The sequence below is a fragment of the Actinophytocola gossypii genome (assembly GCF_025165815.1).
GTDB classification, from domain to species: domain Bacteria; phylum Actinomycetota; class Actinomycetes; order Mycobacteriales; family Pseudonocardiaceae; genus Actinophytocola; species Actinophytocola gossypii.
In genome coordinates this window covers 262,015-277,748 of the sequence record NZ_JAFFZE010000014.1, presented here as the reverse complement: position 1 = coordinate 277,748, position 15,734 = coordinate 262,015, and the positions used below count along the sequence as shown (strand labels likewise).

17 protein-coding genes are annotated in these 15,734 nt (G+C 73.2%); 11 read left to right on the top strand and 6 right to left on the bottom strand.

Features of this window, described 5'->3' with window-relative positions; translation table 11 throughout:
* Positions 1 to 8: 8 nt before the first annotated feature.
* Positions 9 to 1,517, bottom strand: coding sequence for a multicopper oxidase family protein (locus JT362_RS17800; RefSeq protein ID WP_260192362.1), 1,509 nt, complete (start codon positions 1,515 to 1,517; stop codon positions 9 to 11).
* Positions 1,514 to 1,903 (bottom strand): hypothetical protein, encoded by a 390-nt coding sequence (locus tag JT362_RS17795; RefSeq protein ID WP_260192361.1) that lies wholly within the window; start codon positions 1,901 to 1,903, stop codon positions 1,514 to 1,516. The genes JT362_RS17800 and JT362_RS17795 overlap by 4 nt, the downstream gene beginning before the upstream one ends.
* A 33-nt stretch (positions 1,904 to 1,936) precedes the next feature.
* Between JT362_RS17795 and JT362_RS17790 the strand changes: the two genes are divergently transcribed.
* Positions 1,937 to 2,422, top strand: a complete 486-nt coding sequence (locus JT362_RS17790; protein WP_260192360.1) for a MarR family winged helix-turn-helix transcriptional regulator — start codon at positions 1,937 to 1,939, stop codon at positions 2,420 to 2,422.
* A gap of 9 nt (positions 2,423 to 2,431) precedes the next feature.
* On the opposite strand, the gene JT362_RS17785 is transcribed toward JT362_RS17790, so the two are convergent.
* A complete protein-coding gene (locus JT362_RS17785; RefSeq protein ID WP_260192359.1) occupies positions 2,432 to 3,202 on the bottom strand; it encodes an SGNH/GDSL hydrolase family protein in 771 nt (256 codons plus the stop codon).
* 2 nt (positions 3,203 to 3,204) lie between these two features.
* Complete coding sequence (locus JT362_RS17780; protein ID WP_260192358.1) at positions 3,205 to 3,858, bottom strand: ACT domain-containing protein; 654 nt, start codon at positions 3,856 to 3,858, stop codon at positions 3,205 to 3,207.
* Between the two features lie 186 nt (positions 3,859 to 4,044).
* Here JT362_RS17780 and gatC point away from each other — a divergent pair, with 186 nt between their 5' ends.
* The 6 genes from gatC to JT362_RS17750 all read left to right on the top strand — a co-directional run bounded on the left by gatC (position 4,045) and on the right by JT362_RS17750 (position 9,643).
* Positions 4,045 to 4,344, top strand: a complete 300-nt coding sequence (gene gatC / locus JT362_RS17775; protein ID WP_260192357.1) for an Asp-tRNA(Asn)/Glu-tRNA(Gln) amidotransferase subunit GatC — start codon at positions 4,045 to 4,047, stop codon at positions 4,342 to 4,344.
* Positions 4,341 to 5,861 (top strand): Asp-tRNA(Asn)/Glu-tRNA(Gln) amidotransferase subunit GatA, encoded by a 1,521-nt coding sequence (gene gatA, locus JT362_RS17770; RefSeq protein WP_260192356.1) that lies wholly within the window; start codon positions 4,341 to 4,343, stop codon positions 5,859 to 5,861. Before gatC ends, gatA begins: the two co-directional genes overlap by 4 nt.
* Complete coding sequence (gatB, locus tag JT362_RS17765) at positions 5,858 to 7,366, top strand: Asp-tRNA(Asn)/Glu-tRNA(Gln) amidotransferase subunit GatB (protein WP_260192355.1); 1,509 nt, start codon at positions 5,858 to 5,860, stop codon at positions 7,364 to 7,366. Before gatA ends, gatB begins: the two co-directional genes overlap by 4 nt.
* A 135-nt stretch (positions 7,367 to 7,501) precedes the next feature.
* Complete coding sequence (locus JT362_RS17760; protein WP_260192353.1) at positions 7,502 to 8,545, top strand: hypothetical protein; 1,044 nt, start codon at positions 7,502 to 7,504, stop codon at positions 8,543 to 8,545.
* The gene (locus tag JT362_RS17755; protein ID WP_260192351.1) at positions 8,457 to 8,702 is read left to right on the top strand and encodes a hypothetical protein; all 246 of its coding nucleotides are present in this window, start codon (positions 8,457 to 8,459) and stop codon (positions 8,700 to 8,702) included. The genes JT362_RS17760 and JT362_RS17755 overlap by 89 nt, the downstream gene beginning before the upstream one ends.
* A 53-nt stretch (positions 8,703 to 8,755) precedes the next feature.
* Positions 8,756 to 9,643, top strand: a complete 888-nt coding sequence (locus JT362_RS17750) for an aminoglycoside phosphotransferase family protein (protein WP_375546517.1) — start codon at positions 8,756 to 8,758, stop codon at positions 9,641 to 9,643.
* On the opposite strand, the gene JT362_RS17745 is transcribed toward JT362_RS17750, so the two are convergent.
* Positions 9,640 to 10,836, bottom strand: a complete 1,197-nt coding sequence (locus JT362_RS17745) for a PQQ-dependent sugar dehydrogenase (RefSeq protein ID WP_260192349.1) — start codon at positions 10,834 to 10,836, stop codon at positions 9,640 to 9,642. The two genes, JT362_RS17750 and JT362_RS17745, sit on opposite strands and share 4 nt — an antisense overlap.
* Positions 10,837 to 10,888: 52 nt before the next feature.
* Here JT362_RS17745 and JT362_RS17740 point away from each other — a divergent pair, with 52 nt between their 5' ends.
* From JT362_RS17740 to hemW, 3 genes are read left to right on the top strand one after another with little or no spacing between them, the layout of a single operon-like run.
* The gene (locus JT362_RS17740; protein WP_260192348.1) at positions 10,889 to 11,797 is read left to right on the top strand and encodes a 2-hydroxyacid dehydrogenase; all 909 of its coding nucleotides are present in this window, start codon (positions 10,889 to 10,891) and stop codon (positions 11,795 to 11,797) included.
* Between the two features lie 50 nt (positions 11,798 to 11,847).
* Positions 11,848 to 12,573 carry a DoxX family protein gene (locus tag JT362_RS17735; protein ID WP_260192346.1) on the top strand — a complete coding sequence of 242 codons (726 nt, stop codon included), beginning with the start codon at positions 11,848 to 11,850 and terminating at the stop codon, positions 12,571 to 12,573.
* A 24-nt stretch (positions 12,574 to 12,597) separates the two neighbouring features.
* The gene (gene hemW, locus JT362_RS17730; protein WP_260192344.1) at positions 12,598 to 13,830 is read left to right on the top strand and encodes a radical SAM family heme chaperone HemW; all 1,233 of its coding nucleotides are present in this window, start codon (positions 12,598 to 12,600) and stop codon (positions 13,828 to 13,830) included.
* A 24-nt stretch (positions 13,831 to 13,854) separates the two neighbouring features.
* Here hemW and JT362_RS17725 read toward each other — a convergent pair whose 3' ends face one another.
* Positions 13,855 to 14,457: a TetR/AcrR family transcriptional regulator gene (locus JT362_RS17725; protein ID WP_260192342.1), complete on the bottom strand. Its 603-nt coding sequence runs from the start codon at positions 14,455 to 14,457 to the stop codon at positions 13,855 to 13,857.
* Between the two features lie 55 nt (positions 14,458 to 14,512).
* Here JT362_RS17725 and JT362_RS17720 point away from each other — a divergent pair, with 55 nt between their 5' ends.
* On the top strand, positions 14,513 to 15,715 hold the full coding sequence (locus tag JT362_RS17720; RefSeq protein WP_260192341.1) for a cytochrome P450: 1,203 nt from the start codon (positions 14,513 to 14,515) through the stop codon (positions 15,713 to 15,715).
* Positions 15,716 to 15,734 lie beyond the last annotated feature (19 nt).

The following is a 15,734-nucleotide window of genomic DNA, read 5'->3' as shown; positions in this document are numbered from 1 at the left end:
GCCTCCCGTCAGCCATGGCCGTGACCGCCGGCCGTGGCTGACTGGCCCTCGTCGACGACGACGAACTGTCCCATCATTCCCTTGTCCTCGTGCCAGAGCAGGTGGCAGTGGTACATGTACGGGACGGCCGGGTCGGTGTGGTCGGTGAAGCGCAGGGCGAGGCGGATGTCGACGTCCGGCGGGAGGTAGATCGTGTCCTTCCAGCCGGACAGCTCGGGCGGCGGAGGCTCCCCGCCGATGCTCAGGACCTGGAACCGCACGTCGTGCACGTGGAAGTTGTGCGGCTGACCGTGCGCGTTGCGCACCTCCCAGATCTCGGTCGTGTCGACCGTGACCACCTCGTCGATGCGGCCCATGTCCATGGACTCGCCGTTGATGCGGTCGGAGCGCAGCTCGAAGGACCGGGTCGCGGCGACCCGGTGGGTGTGCAGGTCGGGCGCGGCCGCGAGCACCCGAGGGGGCGCGGGCGAGCGACGGGGATCGGCGACGGCGCGGACGAGCATGACGTCCAGCTCGTCCGTGGCACCGGTCGTGCGCGCTCGGCTGGCCGAGAGCCCCAGCTCCTGTGGGTAGGAGCGCAGAACGACCGACTCGCCCGGTTCGAGGTGGAGGATCACCTCGGCGCGTTCACCCGGGGTGAGGAGCACGCGCCTGGTCGGGACGGGTGCGGGCAGCAGCCCGCCGTCGGTCGCGATGAGCTCGAGTGGACGGTCGTCGTCGATGCCGAAGGCGTAGCTGCGGGCGGTCGACGCGTTGAGCAGTCGCAGCCGGGTGCGGGTGGCGCTCGCCTCGAACACGGGCGCCGCGGTGCCGTTGACCAGGATCGTGTCACCGAGCATGCCGTTGTCCACCCGGTCGGTCTCCACGAGCCGACCGGAGTCGTCGAAGGTCTTGTCCTGCACGATGACGGGGATGTCGTCGACGCCGTAGTCGCGGGGCAGCGCGAGCGCGGACTCCTCGTCGTCGTCGACGATGAACAACCCGCCGAGGCCGCGGTAGACGTGGCGTTCGGTCTGCCCGTGCGGGTGCGGGTGGTACCAGAGCGTCGCGGCCGGCTGGTCGATCGTCCACGACGGCGACCAGGTCGCGCCCGGCTCGACGGCCTGGTGCGGCCCGCCGTCCGCCGCCGCGGGCAGGTGCATGCCGTGCCAGTGCAGCGTGGTCGTCTCGGGCAGGTCGTTGCGCACGTGGACCAGCACCCGCTCGCCGCGCCGGGCCCGCAGCGTCGGACCGAGGAGAGCGCCGTTGACGCCCCAGGTGTCGGCGACCCCCGCGTCGACGATCCGCGTGCGACCGGCCTGGGTGACGAGCTCGAACACCCGGGCGCCGTCCCGTACCACGCTCTCGGCGAGGGGCGGGATGCGCAGCGGATCGCGGAAGTCGACACGTCCGACGGTGCTGATCGGGTCGCGTGCGTCGAACACGCCACAGCTCGCGACGGCCAGGCCCGCACCCGCGAGACCCAGGAAGGAGCGGCGGCTCATCGCGTGGCGCGACGGCCCGCTGGCCGGCGTCATGACGGCCGGGACCGCGGTGCCCGCACGAGCACCACGAACAGGACGACGCTGAGCACGACGATCGCGATGCCCAGCGGGATGTGCAACGTCAACCGGAACGCGTGCCCCCACCCGTGCTGGACCGACTCCGCGAAGAAGAGCGCGAGGGCCGCCAACGGAACCCACGGCGACCCCCCGCCGGGCTTCCACCACAGTGCGCCGGTGAGGACCTGCACCATGGCGACCGTGAGGATGATCGATCCGTTGCCGCCGTGCCACTCGATCGCGTTGGGAACCCCTTCCAGGCTCATCCCGGCCAGCACCGGTTGCGCGCACACCAGCAGGCAGTGCGCGCCGGTCACCAGCGTCGCGGAAGCGCGGACGGTGGTCGATATAGTTCGTTCCATTGATCGAACTATATCAGCCGCTAGCCTGAGATGATGGGCACCTCAGACGACGACGAGGAGCGCGCCGCGGCGGTCCAGGCGGTCGCGGACGCCGGCCGGGTACTCAGCACGGCCGCGGTTCTCTTTCACACCAACGTGTCCAGCTCCGTGGGTCTCGGTCCCACCGACGGGAAGGTGCTGGAGCTCATCCGGCGGTACAGCGACATCTCCGCCAAGGAACTCGCCGAACGCACCGGACTGGCCAAGAACTCGATCTCCGCCGTGCTGTCCCGGCTGGAGAAGAACGGCTTCGTGGAACGGCGACCTGACCCCGCGGACGGACGCCGGCTCCTGCTCGTCTCCACGGCCGAGGGCGCTCGCCGTATCGGCGAGCTGTTCGTCGGCCTGACGAGCCGGCTCGACGAACTCCGCGAGCGCTACACCACCGAACAGCTCCGGGTCATCGCGGACTACCAACTCCGGGCGGCCGCGATCCAACACAGCGAAGCGGCGAAACTCGGCACGCCCGCCAGCTCGTGAGGCCCGGCGTCACGGTTCGACGGTGAACGGCGCGAGGTCCGGCCGCTTGGCGACCCGCTCGTCGCCGGAGGAGCGACCCCGCACGCGGCGCAGCAGCCACGGGCCGGCGACGCCCGCGATCCAGCGCAGCTCCGCCTCGGCACGTCGCCGCAGCGCCGGTCTCGCCAGCGGGTCGAGGGCCGCCGACCACTCCGGACCGCTACCCGGCAACCCGAGCGCGTGCGCCGCGGCGGCGGCCATCGTGGTGTGGCCCAACGAGTTCAGGTGCAGGCGGTCCGCGCTCCACAGCCGCGGGTCGGAGCTGATCGGGTACCGCGCCATGTCCACGACGGTCACGCCGTGCGGCTCGGCCGCCGCGCGGATGGCGGCGTTCAGGCGCAGCGCGCGGGTGCTGAGCAGCCGCGCCGCGGGCATCAGGCGGGCCGGGTCGGGGAAGGTCACGGTCAGCACGTGCGCGCCCGCCCCGGTCAGCTCGGCGAACATCGACTCCAGGTGCGTCCGCACGGCCTCCTGGTCGAAGCGGCGGCGGAGGATGTCGTTGACGCCGGCCATCACCGTCGCCAGGTCGGGGCGCAGGGCGAGTGCGGGCGCGAGCTGGGTGTCGCGCACCTGCCGGGCCAGCTGGCCGCGGACGGCCAGGTTGGCGTAGCGCAGGTCCGGCTGAACGGTCGCGAGCAGAGCGGCCAGCCGGTCGGCCCAGCCCCGGTACCCGTGCGTCTCGTCGCCGTCCAGCAGGCCCTCGGTCTGGCTGTCGCCCAGGGCGACGTACCGCGTGAACACGCTCAGCCGGACAGCACGACGGCGATGATGCCCGCCAGGTGCGCCAGCCGCGCCACCTCTGCCGCGCGGAACTGCGGGCCACCCGGCCGACCGACCAACAGCACCCGCTCCGGCTTGCCAAGCGGTGTCGCGGCCAGCTCGGTGCCCAGCTCCTGCCAGGTCTCCGGGACCCAGCTCTCCTCACCGTCCAGCACCGTCGCCCTGGCGAGCGGGAGCCACGGCAGGTCCAGCTCCCGCAGCTGCGGCGCGGCGGTGCTCGCGGTCAGCGTGCGCGCGCCCTCGTCGCCGGGACCCACGACCATCGCCCACCCGGCGCGGACGATCCTCGGCACGCCCTCGGTGAAGATCGCCAGGCCGTCGTCCGGCTGGCCGGCGACCTCCTCCACCAGCTCCAGCTCGCGATGGGTGTCCAGCACGCCCGCGTACGGGCGCACCGCGTCGACCTCGACGTCCGGCACCGACTCCGCTGCGGTGATCAGCACGTCCGGCAACCGGCCCTTCGGCAGCTCGACCACCAGGTCGTCGATGGCCGTGCCCGAGCTCCGCTCCACCACGTCCACGCTCAGGATGTCGGCACCGATCTCGCCGAGCGCGGACGCCACGGACCCCAACGCCCCCGGGACGTCCGGGAGCGCCACCCGGATCAGGAAGGACAAGGCGAACGCCTCCTAGTCTCGTGCCGGCCGACGATTGTCGCAGACGCGCCGAACGTCCCGCGCCTCGCCGTCCACGGGCCGGGATCCGCCGGACCCTAGTACCCGGGACAACCCGTTCGGGTCGCGGCGAGCACTCGAAATAGACTCGGTCCACCCAACTCAGCACATACGCAGGGAGTTCGTCCAGTGCCCAACATCTCCCGCGAGGAGGTCGCTCACCTCGCTCGCCTGGCCAGGCTGGCTGTCACCGAGGACGAACTGGACAAGTTCGCCGGTCAGCTGGACGTCATCCTCCAGTCGGTGGCCAGTGTCGGTGAGGTAGCGGCCCAGGAGATCCCGCCCACCTCGCACGCCGTTCCGCTGCGCAACGTCTTCCGCGCCGACGAACCGCGTCCCGGGCTCAGCCAGCAGCAGGCCCTGGCCGGCGCGCCGGCCGTCGAGGAAGGCCGGTTCCGCGTGCCCCGGATCCTGGGGGAGGAAGCATGAGCGACCTGACGCACTCGACCGCGGCCGAACTCGCCGCGAAGATCCACGCCGGTGAGGTGTCCTCCGTCGAGGTCACCCGCGCCCACCTCGACCGGATCGGCGCCATCGACGAGACCGTGCACGCCTTCCTGCACGTCGACACCGACGGCGCGCTCGCCGCCGCCCAGCGGGTCGACGACGACGTGGCCGCCGGCCGGCCGGTCGCCTCGCCGCTCGCCGGCGTGCCGCTGGCGCTCAAGGACGTGTTCGCCACCGAGGGCATCCCCACCACCTGCGGCTCGAAGATCCTGGAGAACTGGATCCCGCCGTACGACTCGACCGTCGCCCGCAAGCTGCGCGACGCCGGCGTCGTGGTGCTCGGCAAGACCAACATGGACGAGTTCGCCATGGGCTCCTCCACCGAGAACTCCGCGTACGGCGTCACCCGCAACCCCTGGGACCTCGACCGGATCCCCGGCGGCTCCGGCGGCGGCTCGTCGGCGTCGCTGGCCGCGTTCCAGGCTCCGCTGGCGATCGGCACCGACACCGGCGGCTCGATCCGCCAGCCGGCGTCGGTCACCGGCACCGTCGGGGTCAAGCCGACCTACGGCGGCGTGTCCCGCTACGGCCTGGTCGCGTTCTCCTCCTCGCTCGACCAGGGCGGGCCGTGCGCGCGCACGGTGCTGGACGCCGCGCTGCTGCACGAGGTGATCGGCGGGCACGACCCGCTCGACTCCACCTCCATCGACGCGCCGGTCCCGCCGGTGGTCGCCGCCGCCCGCGAGGGCGCCGCGGGCGACCTGCGCGGCCTGCGGGTCGGCGTGGTGCGCGAGTTCACCGGCGAGTGGTACCAGGACGGCGTGATCGCCGCGTTCGACCAGGCCGTCGAGGCGCTGCGCGGGCTCGGCGCGGAGGTCGTCGAGGTGTCCTGCCCGCACTTCGACTACGCGCTGCCGGCGTACTACCTGATCGCGCCGAGCGAGTGCTCGTCGAACCTGGCCCGGTTCGACGCGATGCGCTACGGGCTGCGGGTCGGTGACGAGAACGGGAACAGCGCCGAGCAGGTCATGGCGCTCACCCGGGAGGCCGGCTTCGGCGCGGAGGTCAAGCGCCGCGTCATGGTCGGCACCTACGCGCTGTCCTCCGGCTACTACGACGCGTACTACGGCCAGGCGCAGAAGGTCCGCACGCTGATCTCCCGGGACTTCGAGCGCGCGTTCGGCGACGTCGACGTGCTGGTCTCGCCGACCACCCCGACCACCGCGTTCCGCATCGGCGAGCGGGTGGACGACCCGGTGGCGATGTACCGGGCCGACCTGTGCACGATCCCGGCCAACCTCGCGGGCACGCCGGCGATGAGCGTCCCGGCCGGACTGTCCGACGACGACGGTCTGCCGGTCGGCCTGCAGGTGATGGCACCCGCGCTGCAGGAGCAGCGGATGTACAAGGTTGCCGCCGCCTACGAGGCCGCCCGGGACAAGGCCTGGGGCGGCCCGCTGATCAACCGCGTTCCGGAGCTGGAGGTCGCTGCCCGATGACTGCGTCAACGGCGGACGTGCTCGACTACGACGAGGTCCTGGCGCGCTTCGACCCGGTGCTCGGGCTCGAGGTGCACGTCGAGCTGTCCACCAACACCAAGATGTTCTGCGGCTGCCCGACCGCGTTCGGCGCCGAGCCGAACACCCAGGTCTGCCCGGTGTGTCTCGGCCTGCCGGGCGCGCTGCCGGTGGTCAACGGCGCCGCCGTCGAGTCGGCCATCCGGATCGGCCTGGCGCTCGGTTGCGACATCGCCGAGTGGTGCCGGTTCGCGCGGAAGAACTACTTCTACCCGGACATGCCGAAGAACTTCCAGACCTCCCAGTACGACGAGCCGATCGCGTTCGACGGCAAGCTGGACCTGGAGCTCGAGGACGGCACCGTGGTCGAGGTCGGCATCGAGCGCGCGCACATGGAGGAGGACACCGGCAAGTCGCTGCACGTCGGCGGCGCGACCGGCCGCATCCACGGCGCCGAGCACTCGCTGCTGGACTACAACCGGGCCGGCGTGCCGCTGATCGAGATCGTCACCAAGCCGATCACCGGCACCGGCGCGCGTGCCCCCGAGGTCGCCCGCGCGTACGTGACCGCGCTGCGGGACCTGCTGCGCGCGCTGGGCGTCTCGGACGTGCGGATGGACCAGGGCTCGCTGCGCTGCGACGCGAACGTGTCGCTGATGCCGAAGGGCACCACCGTGTTCGGCACCCGCACCGAGACCAAGAACGTCAACTCGCTGCGCAGCGTCGAGCGCGCGGTGCGCTACGAGATGACCAGGCAGGCCGCGGTGCTCGCCGGCGGCGGCGAGATCCTGCAGGAGACCAGGCACTTCGACGAGTCCACCGGCAGCACGTCGGCCGGGCGGCGCAAGGAGACCTCGGAGGACTACCGGTACTTCCCGGAGCCCGACCTGGTGCCGATCGCGCCGTCCGCGGAGTGGGTGGAGAAGCTCCGCGCGACCCTGCCGGAGATGCCGTGGCAGCGCCGCAAGCGCATCCAGGCCGACTGGCAGCTGTCCGACCTGGAACTGCGTGACCTGGTCAACGCTGGCGCGGTCGACCTGGTCGCGGCCACCGTCGACGCCGGTGCCACCCCGAACGAGGCCCGGGCCTGGTGGGTGAACTACCTGTCCCAGGAGGCGAACACCCGCGGCGTCGAACTGGCCGAGCTGCCGATCACCCCGGCCCAGGTGGCCAGGGTCGCGGCCATGGTGGCCGACGGGAAACTGACCAACAAGCTCGCCCGCGAGGTCGTCGACGGCGTCCTGGCCGGCGAGGGCGAGCCCGACGCGGTCGTCGCCGCCCGCGGCCTCGAGGTCGTCTCCGACGATTCCGCCCTGTACGCGGCGGTCGACGAGGCCCTGGCCGCCCAGCCGGACGTGGCCGACAAGATCCGCGGCGGCAAGGTCCAGGCCGCCGGCGCGATCGTGGGTGCGGTGATGAAGGCGACCAAGGGCCAGGCGGACGCCAAGCGCGTCCGCGAGCTGATCCTGGAGCGCTGCGCCGGCTGATCCCCTCCGGTGGTGCCGGGTGTCGCCCGGCACCACCGGCTGGCCCCACCCGGGTCCGGTGGCTCACCCCATCCCGCTTTCCCGTTCCGTCCGCCAGGGTTCGGTGTGACACCAGAACCCTTGGGAGGACAGGGAATGCGCAGGACCGGAATCGCCACCAGGACCGTCACGGCAGCGCTGTGCGCCGCCGTGCTCGTCGGCACCCCGGCCACGGCCGTCGCCGCCGGGCCGGCCACCGTCGCCGCCGAGCCGGAGCAGCACGCCGGCGCGACCAGGATCGCGAGCCTCGGCCGGGCCGAGGTCGCCGCCTACCTGGCCGACCACGGCCTGGACGCGGCGGCCGCGCGGCACGGCGTCGACCTGTACCGGGTGGTCTACCCGACGTCCGGGGTGGACGGTCGCCGGACCGTGGCGAGCACGCTGGTCGTGCTGCCGCGCCGCACTCACGGGCGGCGGCTGCCGGTGGTGGCGTGGCTGCACGGCACCCGCGCCTACCGGGGCGACGTCGCCTCGGTGTCGGACAACCTCGACCGCGCGGCCGCCGTCCAGTTCGCGACCGCCGGGTACGCCACCGTCGCCCCCGACTACCTCGGCCTCGGCGCCGGCCAGGGCCGGCATCCGTACATGGTGGCCGAGCCGACGGTGACCGCGTCGGTCGACGCGCTGCGCGCCGCCCGGCGTCTGGCCAGGCTGGACCGCGAGGTCTACGTGGCCGGGTTCTCCCAGGGGGGTCAGGCCGCGATGCTGCTCGGCCGCGAGCTGCGGCGCGGCGGTTTACTTCCGCGCCGAGGCGATCGCGTCGCTGAGCGGTCCGCTCGACATCCGGGGCGCGGAGCTCCCGGCCGCGCTCGACGGCCGCCTCGACCACCTGAGCGCCACGTTCTACCTGGCGTACGCGACGGTCGCCTGGAACCGCGAGTACGGCCTGTGGGACGACCCGTCCGAGGCGTTCCGTGCTCCGTACGACACGACGATCCCGGTCCTGTTCGACAACGACCACCAGGAGGCCGACATCGTGGCCGGCCTGCCCGCCTCGCCGGCGGAGCTGTTCACCGAGTCGTTCCTGGCCCGGCTGGTGAACCCGACCGGTGTGCTGCGCCGGGTCCTGGCCGAGAACGACACCGCCTGCCGCGGCTGGCGGCCCGGCGTCCCGGTCCGCCTCTACACCTCGACCGGTGACCGGGACGTCGACATCGAGAACTCGACGAACTGCCGGGCCATGCTCGCGCGGCACGGCGCCGACGCCGACCTGGTCGACCTCGGCGACCTCGATCACTTCACCGCGGGCCGCGCCGCGATCCCGCTGACCCTCGACTGGTTCGAGCGGCTGGGCTGACCGGCCGGAAAGACGTTTGACGGCCCCGGGCGCCCACTGTTCCCATGATCGCCATGAGCGAAGGGCCGACCGTTGACGACGACCTGGTGCGGCGGTTGGTCGCCGGCCAGTTCCCCCGGTGGGCCGGACTGCCGGTGCGGCGGTGGCCCTCCGGCGGCACGGTCAACGCCGTGTACCGGCTGGGCGACGACCTGGTCGTCCGGCTACCGCTGGTCCGGGGCGGGGTCGAGGACGTGTCGGCCGAGCGGCACTGGCTGCCCCGCCTCGCGCCGCATCTGCCCACCAGCATCCCCGAGGTGCTCGGCGCGGGAGAGCCGGCCGAGGGGTACCCGTGGCCGTGGTCGGTGTACCGGTGGCTGGCCGGCGAGCCGCCGGAGGCGGGCGCACCGACCGAGCCGGCGCGACTGGCCGAGGACCTGGCCGCGTTCGTGGCGGCGATGCGCGGCGTCACCCTGCCCGGGGCGCCGACGGCACACCGGGGCGGCCCGGTCGCGACCCTGGACGCGGACACCCGGGCGGCGATCGACGCGCTGCGCGGGATCCCGGAGGAGGACGTCGACCACGACGCGGTGACCGCGGTGTGGGAGGAGACGCTGCGGGCGCCCGGCTGGGACGGGCCGCCGGTGTGGCTGCACGCCGACCTGATGCCGGGCAACCTGCTCGTCGACGGCGGCCGGCTGGTGGCGGTGATCGACTTCGGCTGCGCGGGGACGGGGGACCCGGCCTGCGACCTGTTCCCCGCGTGGAACCTGCTGCCGCCCGACGCGCGCGAGGTCTTCCGCGAGGCGCTGGCCGTGGACGACGCGACCTGGGTCCGCGGCCGGGGCCGGACCCTGTCGCAGGCCCTGATCGCGCTGCCGTACTACCGGCGGACGAACCCGGCGATGGCGCGCAACGCCCGGCACGTGATTCGCGCGGTGCTGGCCGACGTGCGGAACTAGTCGGGGCCGCCGGCCTGGTTGCCGCCGGTGACCACGATCGTCACGGCGCGGTCGTCGCTGGAGACCGGGGTGCCGCCGTCCTTGTTGACGGTGCCGCCGACCGCGACCTGGTCGTTCACCAGGTCCATGCCGCCGAGCCGGCCGAAGCCCTCGTCGCCGGCCATGCTCACCGCCGGCTTGCCGGAGAACGAGCCGTCCTCGGCCAGCGGCAGGTTCTGCAGGTTGCCGGCCGTCGACATCGCCACCCACACCGCGTCCGGCGTGGACACACAGCCCGCCACGCCCGGGCGGTCCGACCAGCTCCACGCCGGCGTGGTCAGCGGCTTGCCCGGCTCCAGCTGGTAGAGCAGGTCCCGCTGCACGCCGCGGTCGGTGACCCACATCCGCGAGCCGTCCAGCGACGCGCACACGCCGCCGGGGGAGTGCAGGCCGTCGGCCACGATCGGCGACGTCGGGTCCGGGTTGCCCTGAGCCGGCTTGCCGGACGGGTCGACCCGCAGCACCTTCCCGGCCAGCGACGCCGGGTTGTTCGCCAGCGCCGGGTTGCCCGCGTCGCCGGTCGCCACCAGCAGGGCGCCCCGGTGGTCGACGGACAGCGCGCCCCGGTTGCCGCTCGGACCGCGCGGGATCCCGGTCAGCACCGGCTTCGGCGTGTCGCCCGGCGCGATCCGGACCAGCCGGTTGTCGGTCGGCGTGGTGATGTAGGCGAAGATCAGCTGGTCCTCGGCGTAGGTCGGGGACAGCGCGAGCCCGGTCAGCCCGCCGCCGGTGGACGCGTCGACCGGCGCGACCGCCACGACCTTGGGCTCGGTGTCCTTCTTGACCCGCAGAATCCGGCCGGTGGCGCGCTCGCCGACCAGCGCGGTGGGGTCGTTCCCGTTGCCGGGCAGCGCGGCCACCGCGGTCACCCGGTCCATGCAGGTGCCGATGACCGCGGGGTGGAAGTCCGTGCAGCCCTCCGGCGGCCGGATGTCCGAGGGCCGCGGCTGCCGCTGACCGCCCGCGCCACCTCCGCCGCCGCCGGGGCCGCCGTCGTTCTCGCCGGGGACCTGCGGCTCGGGGGCCGACTGCGGGGTGACCTGGTCCTGCGGGCGCCACTCCTCCGGCTGGTCGCTGAACGAGGCGCACCCGGCGGTGAGCAGCACCCCGCCGGCCGTCAGCCCGGCCACCAGCCTCCGCCACCCGACTCCCATGAATCCAAGCTAGGTCAGGCCGGGTGAACATCACGTGAGAGGGTGGGTGACCGTGACGATCAGAGTTCTGGTGCCCGACGAGCAGGGCGTCGCCGCGCTGGCCGGCATCGACGGCATCGACACCGTCCACTACGACCGCGCTGCGCCGCTGCCGGGCGACGCCGAGGTCCTGGTGCCGAGCTTCCTCGCCACCACCGACCCGGCCCACTACGTCGAACAGCTGCCGAGCCTGCGCCTGATCCAGCTGCAGACCACCGGCGCGGAGAACTGGATCGGGCGCATCCCCGAGCACGTCCTGCTCTCCACCGCCCGCGGCGCGCACGGCGGCAGCACCGCCGAGTGGGCCCTGGGCGCGCTCATCGCCGTCTACCGGGAGCTGATCGGCTTCGAGTACGTCCGAAAGGCCCGCGACTGGTCCCTCCGGCGCGCCACCGACACCCTGCAGGACAAGCGGGTGCTGGTGCTCGGCGCGGGCGACCTCGGCAACCGGATGAAGCGCCGCGTCGAGGCGTCCGACGCCACCTGCACCCTGGTCGGCACCCGCGCCCGCGACGGCGTGCACGGCATCGACGAGGTCCCCGATCTGCTCGGCTCGCACGACGCGGTGGTGCTCATGGTGCCGCTCACCGACGCCACGACCGGCCTGGTCGACGCCGAGTTCCTGGCTCGGATGCCCGACGGAGCGGTGCTGGTCAACGCGGCAAGGGGCAAGGTCGTGCACACCGACGCGCTGCTCGCCGAGCTCACCTCGGGCCGGCTGCGCGCCGCCCTGGACGTCACCGACCCGGAGCCGCTGCCGGCCGACCACCCGCTGTGGTCGGCGCCTGGCCTGCTGCTGACCCCGCACGTCGCCGGCAGCGTGCACGACTACCTCCGCCGCGCCTACGCCGTGGTCGCCGAGGAGGTCGCCCGGTTCGCGGCGGGCGAGGAGCCGAGGAACCTCGTGCACGGCGCGTACTGATCTCCGCACCGTGGGCACGCGCGTTCGGCCGATGCCCTACCCTGCGCGGGGTGACTACAGACGACAACCGCCCACGGGCCGCGGGCGGTTACGCGGACAGCGGCCGCTACAACGCCGACACGGAGGACTTCTCCGGCTACGGCGGCGGGTCGGGCACGTCGATGTACGACGACGACGACTACAGCGGCTCGGCGACGACCGTGCTCCCCGGCTCCTCGTCCTCGACGGGGTTCGACGACGACGACGATTCCTTCGGCAGCGCCTTCGACGAGCCGGCGCGCAAGACCCACACCTGGCACGGCGGGCTGGACTTCGGTCTGCTGGTGCTCCGGCTGGTGCTCGGCGGGTTGTTCGTCGTGCACGGGTTGGACAAGCTGTTCGGCTGGTTCACCGACCTCGGCATGGACAACACCCAGCGGATGCTCGAGGGCTTCGGCTTCACCGAGCCCACGATCCTCGCCTGGGTGCTGGCGGTGAGCGAGACCGCGGGCGGCGTGCTGCTCGTGCTCGGCCTGTTCACCCCGGCCGGCGCCGCGGCGGTGCTCGGCGTGATGGCCAACGTGATCGTCGTCAAGGGGGACTGGAACACGTTCCTCGGCGGCGTCGAGCTGGAGATGATGTACGCGGCGGCCGCGTTCACGCTGCTGTTCACCGGCCCGGGCCGGGTGGCGATCGACCGCAACACCCACTGGTGCCGCAAGACCCCCATCTACGGGTTCGTGTTCCTCGTGCTCACCGCCGGGGCGTGCGTGGTGACCCTGCTCGTCTTCCGCTGACCGGTCGGGCGGAGGATGGGAGGCGTGCCATCCGCGCTTCCCGACGGCGACGCCGCGCCGGCAGACGGTTCGCTGCCCGAGTCCGCCCGTAGCGGGCTCGGGCGCGGGCCGTTCGGCGTCTACGTGCACGTGCCGTTCTGCGCTACGCGGTGCGGCTACTGCGACTTCAACACCTACACCGCCGCGGAGCTGACGTCCTCGCCCGCGTCGCCCCGGTCCTGGCTGGAGGGCCTGCGGCGCGAGCTGGACCTGGCCGCGTCGGTGCTCGGCACGCCACCGCCCGCCGACACGGTGTTCGTCGGCGGCGGCACCCCGTCCCTGCTCGGCGACACCGGCCTCGCCGAGGTGCTCGACGCCGTGCGGACGTCGTTCGGCCTGGCCACCGACGCCGAGGTCACCACGGAGTCCAATCCCGAGTCGACCTCGCCCGCGTTCTTCGCCGGCATCCGCGCCGCCGGCTACACGCGGGTGTCGCTCGGGATGCAGTCCGCCGCCCCGCACGTGCTCGCGGTCCTGGACCGCACCCACACCCCCGGCCGCGCCGCCGCCGCGGCCCGCGAGGCCAGGGCGGCCGGCTTCGACCACGTGAACCTGGACCTGATCTACGGCACCCCGGGCGAGCGCGCGGACGACCTGGCCACGTCCCTCGACGCCGTGCTCGCGGCCGGCGTCGACCACGTGTCGGCCTACGCCCTGATCGTCGAGGAGGGCACCGCCCTGGCCCGCCGCATCGCCCGCGGCGACCTCCCCGAGCCGGACGACGACGTACTGGCGGCGCGGTACGAGCAGGTGGACGCGGCGTTGTCGGCGGCCGGCCTGCACTGGTACGAGGTGTCCAACTGGGCGGCCGGCCCGGCGGCGTGGTGCCGGCACAACCTGGGCTACTGGCACGGTGCGGACTGGTGGGGGGCCGGTCCCGGCGCGCACAGCCACGTCGGCGGGGTGCGCTGGTGGAACGTCAAGCACCCGGCGAGCTACGCCAGAGCGCTGGCCGAGGGCCGTTCCCCCGCCGCCGCCCGCGAGACCCTGACCGACGAGGACCGCCACCTGGAGCGCGTGCTGCTCGAACTGCGCCTGGTCGACGGCCTGGTGATCGACGCCCTGACCCCACCGGCCCAGCGGGAGGCCCACGTCCTCGCCGACGAGGGCCTGCTCGACCCGGCCGCACTGGCCGGCGTCGACGGCCGCTTCGGCCGCTGCGTACTCACCCCCCGCGGCCGCCTCCTCGCCGACGCGGTCGTCCGCCGCCTGACCTGAACGCTACCCAGCGGACGCGGTGGTTCAGGCGCGGAGGCCGGTCAGGAGGCGGGCGATCAGGTCCAGGTACTCCGACCTGATCCGCGGGCGTTCCTCCGGTGTGGCCGCCGCCAGTGCCTGGCCCGCGGCGCCCAGCATGCCGAACGCCAGCTGTGTCGTCGTGGTCAGCGGGACCGGGGTGAGGTGGCCGCCGTCGCGCAGGTCCCGGATGAACCGTTCCACCAGGCCGTAGGCGAAGTTCTGCTCCGCCTCGATCCAGGCGGTCCAGCCGAGCGCCAGCGGCCCCTCCAGCCACACGATCCGCCCGTACACCGGGTCGCAGCACTGGTCGAGGAACTCCTCCAGCGCGAGCAGCGCGGCCTGCCACGCGTCCGCGCCGAGCGCGCCCGCCTCGGCCGCCCGGTCGTTGGCGTTCCGCTCCAGGTCCTGGAACACCGCCTCGAACAGCGCCCGCTTGCTGGAGAAGTGGTGGTACACCGCGCCGCGCGTGGCTCGGATGTCCGCGGCGACGTCCTCCAGCGAGGTGCCGGCGAAACCCAGCGTCGCGAACCGGCGGGTCGCGGCCGCCAGCAGGGCGGCGCGGGTCTCCTCGGTGAACTGGTCCCGCCTGCTCTTCGCCGTTGACATGCGCGAAATATACGACATACGTTGTGTATGTAACCGACAGGGAGTAGGTGAGATCATGACCGAGGCGGCTGTGTTCAACCCGGTCGCGGACGGGTTCGCCGCGAACCCCTACCCGCACTACCGCGAACTCCGCGACACCGACCCGGTGCAGGAACACCCCCTCGGCTTCTGGTTCCTCTCGCACTACGACGACGTCACCCGGCTACTGCGCGCCGGCCTCTCCGTCGAGGACCGCAACCTCGCCGACGGCCCGGTTCGCGCGCAGTACGAGGCGCTCGGCGCCGACCGCGCCCCGCTGGTGGCCTCCATGCTCGACCGCGACCCGCCCGACCACACCCGGCTGCGCTCGCTCGTGGCGAAGGTGTTCACCCCGCGCGCGATCGCCGCGCTGGAGCCGATGGTCACCGACCTGGTCGACGCCTCGCTGGACCGGATCGCCGACGGCGGCCCGGTCGACCTGGTCGACGAGCTCGCCTTCCCGCTGCCGTTCGCGGTGATCTCGACGATGCTCGGCACCCCGCCCACCGACCAGACCCGGCTGCGCGAGCTGACCGGCACCCTGGTGCGCTCGTTGGAGGTCGTGACCGATCCCGACGTGATCCGCGCGATCACCGAGGCCGAGATCGCCCTGGCCGAGATGACCAGGGACATCGTCGAGTGGAAGCGCGCCAACCCGGCCGACGACCTGCTCACCGCGCTGATCGCCGCCGAGCAGGACGGCGACCGGCTCAGCGACGACGAGCTGATCGCACAGGTGTTGCTGCTCTACGTCGCCGGCCACGAGACCACGGTGAACCTGATCGCCAACGGTGTCGTCGCGCTGCTCGCCAACCCCGAGCAGTTCGACCTGCTGCGCACCCGGCCGGACCTCGCACCGAACGCGGTCGAGGAACTGCTCCGCTACGACAGCCCGGTGCAGCAGACCCGCCGGATCACCACCGCACCGCTGACGATCCGGGACCGCGACATCCCGGCCGGCTCGTTCATCATCGCCTGCCTCGGCTCGGCCAACCACGACGAGCGGTTCTGGGGGCCCACCGCCGACTCGCTCGACCTGGAACGCCAGAACGCCCACCGGCACCTGTCGTTCGGCGCCGGCCCGCACCACTGCCTCGGTGCCGCCCTCGCCCGGCTCGAAGGCCGCCTCGCGATCGGGCGGCTGGTCTCCCGGTTCCCGAACCTCGCGCTCGACGGCGACGTGCGCTGGAACGGCCGGCTCAACCTCCGGGGAGCGTCGTCGGTGCCGATCCGGGGGTAACCGATCGGGCGAAAGCGGG

Excerpts from the sequence above, each read along its gene's own strand:
- JT362_RS17795 (WP_260192361.1), bottom strand. The coding sequence starts at position 1,903 with ATGGAACGAACTATATCGACCACCGTCCGCGCTTCCGCGACGCTGGTG.
- JT362_RS17790 (WP_260192360.1), top strand. The coding sequence starts at position 1,937 with ATGGGCACCTCAGACGACGACGAGGAGCGCGCCGCGGCGGTCCAGGCG.
- JT362_RS17725 (WP_260192342.1), bottom strand. The coding sequence starts at position 14,457 with ATGTCAACGGCGAAGAGCAGGCGGGACCAGTTCACCGAGGAGACCCGC.
- JT362_RS17800 (WP_260192362.1), bottom strand. The coding sequence starts at position 1,517 with ATGACGCCGGCCAGCGGGCCGTCGCGCCACGCGATGAGCCGCCGCTCC.
- JT362_RS17760 (WP_260192353.1), top strand. The coding sequence starts at position 7,502 with ATGCGCAGGACCGGAATCGCCACCAGGACCGTCACGGCAGCGCTGTGC.
- gatA (WP_260192356.1), top strand. The coding sequence starts at position 4,341 with ATGAGCGACCTGACGCACTCGACCGCGGCCGAACTCGCCGCGAAGATC.
- gatB (WP_260192355.1), top strand. The coding sequence starts at position 5,858 with ATGACTGCGTCAACGGCGGACGTGCTCGACTACGACGAGGTCCTGGCG.
- JT362_RS17750 (WP_375546517.1), top strand. The coding sequence starts at position 8,756 with ATGAGCGAAGGGCCGACCGTTGACGACGACCTGGTGCGGCGGTTGGTC.
- JT362_RS17745 (WP_260192349.1), bottom strand. The coding sequence starts at position 10,836 with ATGGGAGTCGGGTGGCGGAGGCTGGTGGCCGGGCTGACGGCCGGCGGG.
- JT362_RS17720 (WP_260192341.1), top strand. The coding sequence starts at position 14,513 with ATGACCGAGGCGGCTGTGTTCAACCCGGTCGCGGACGGGTTCGCCGCG.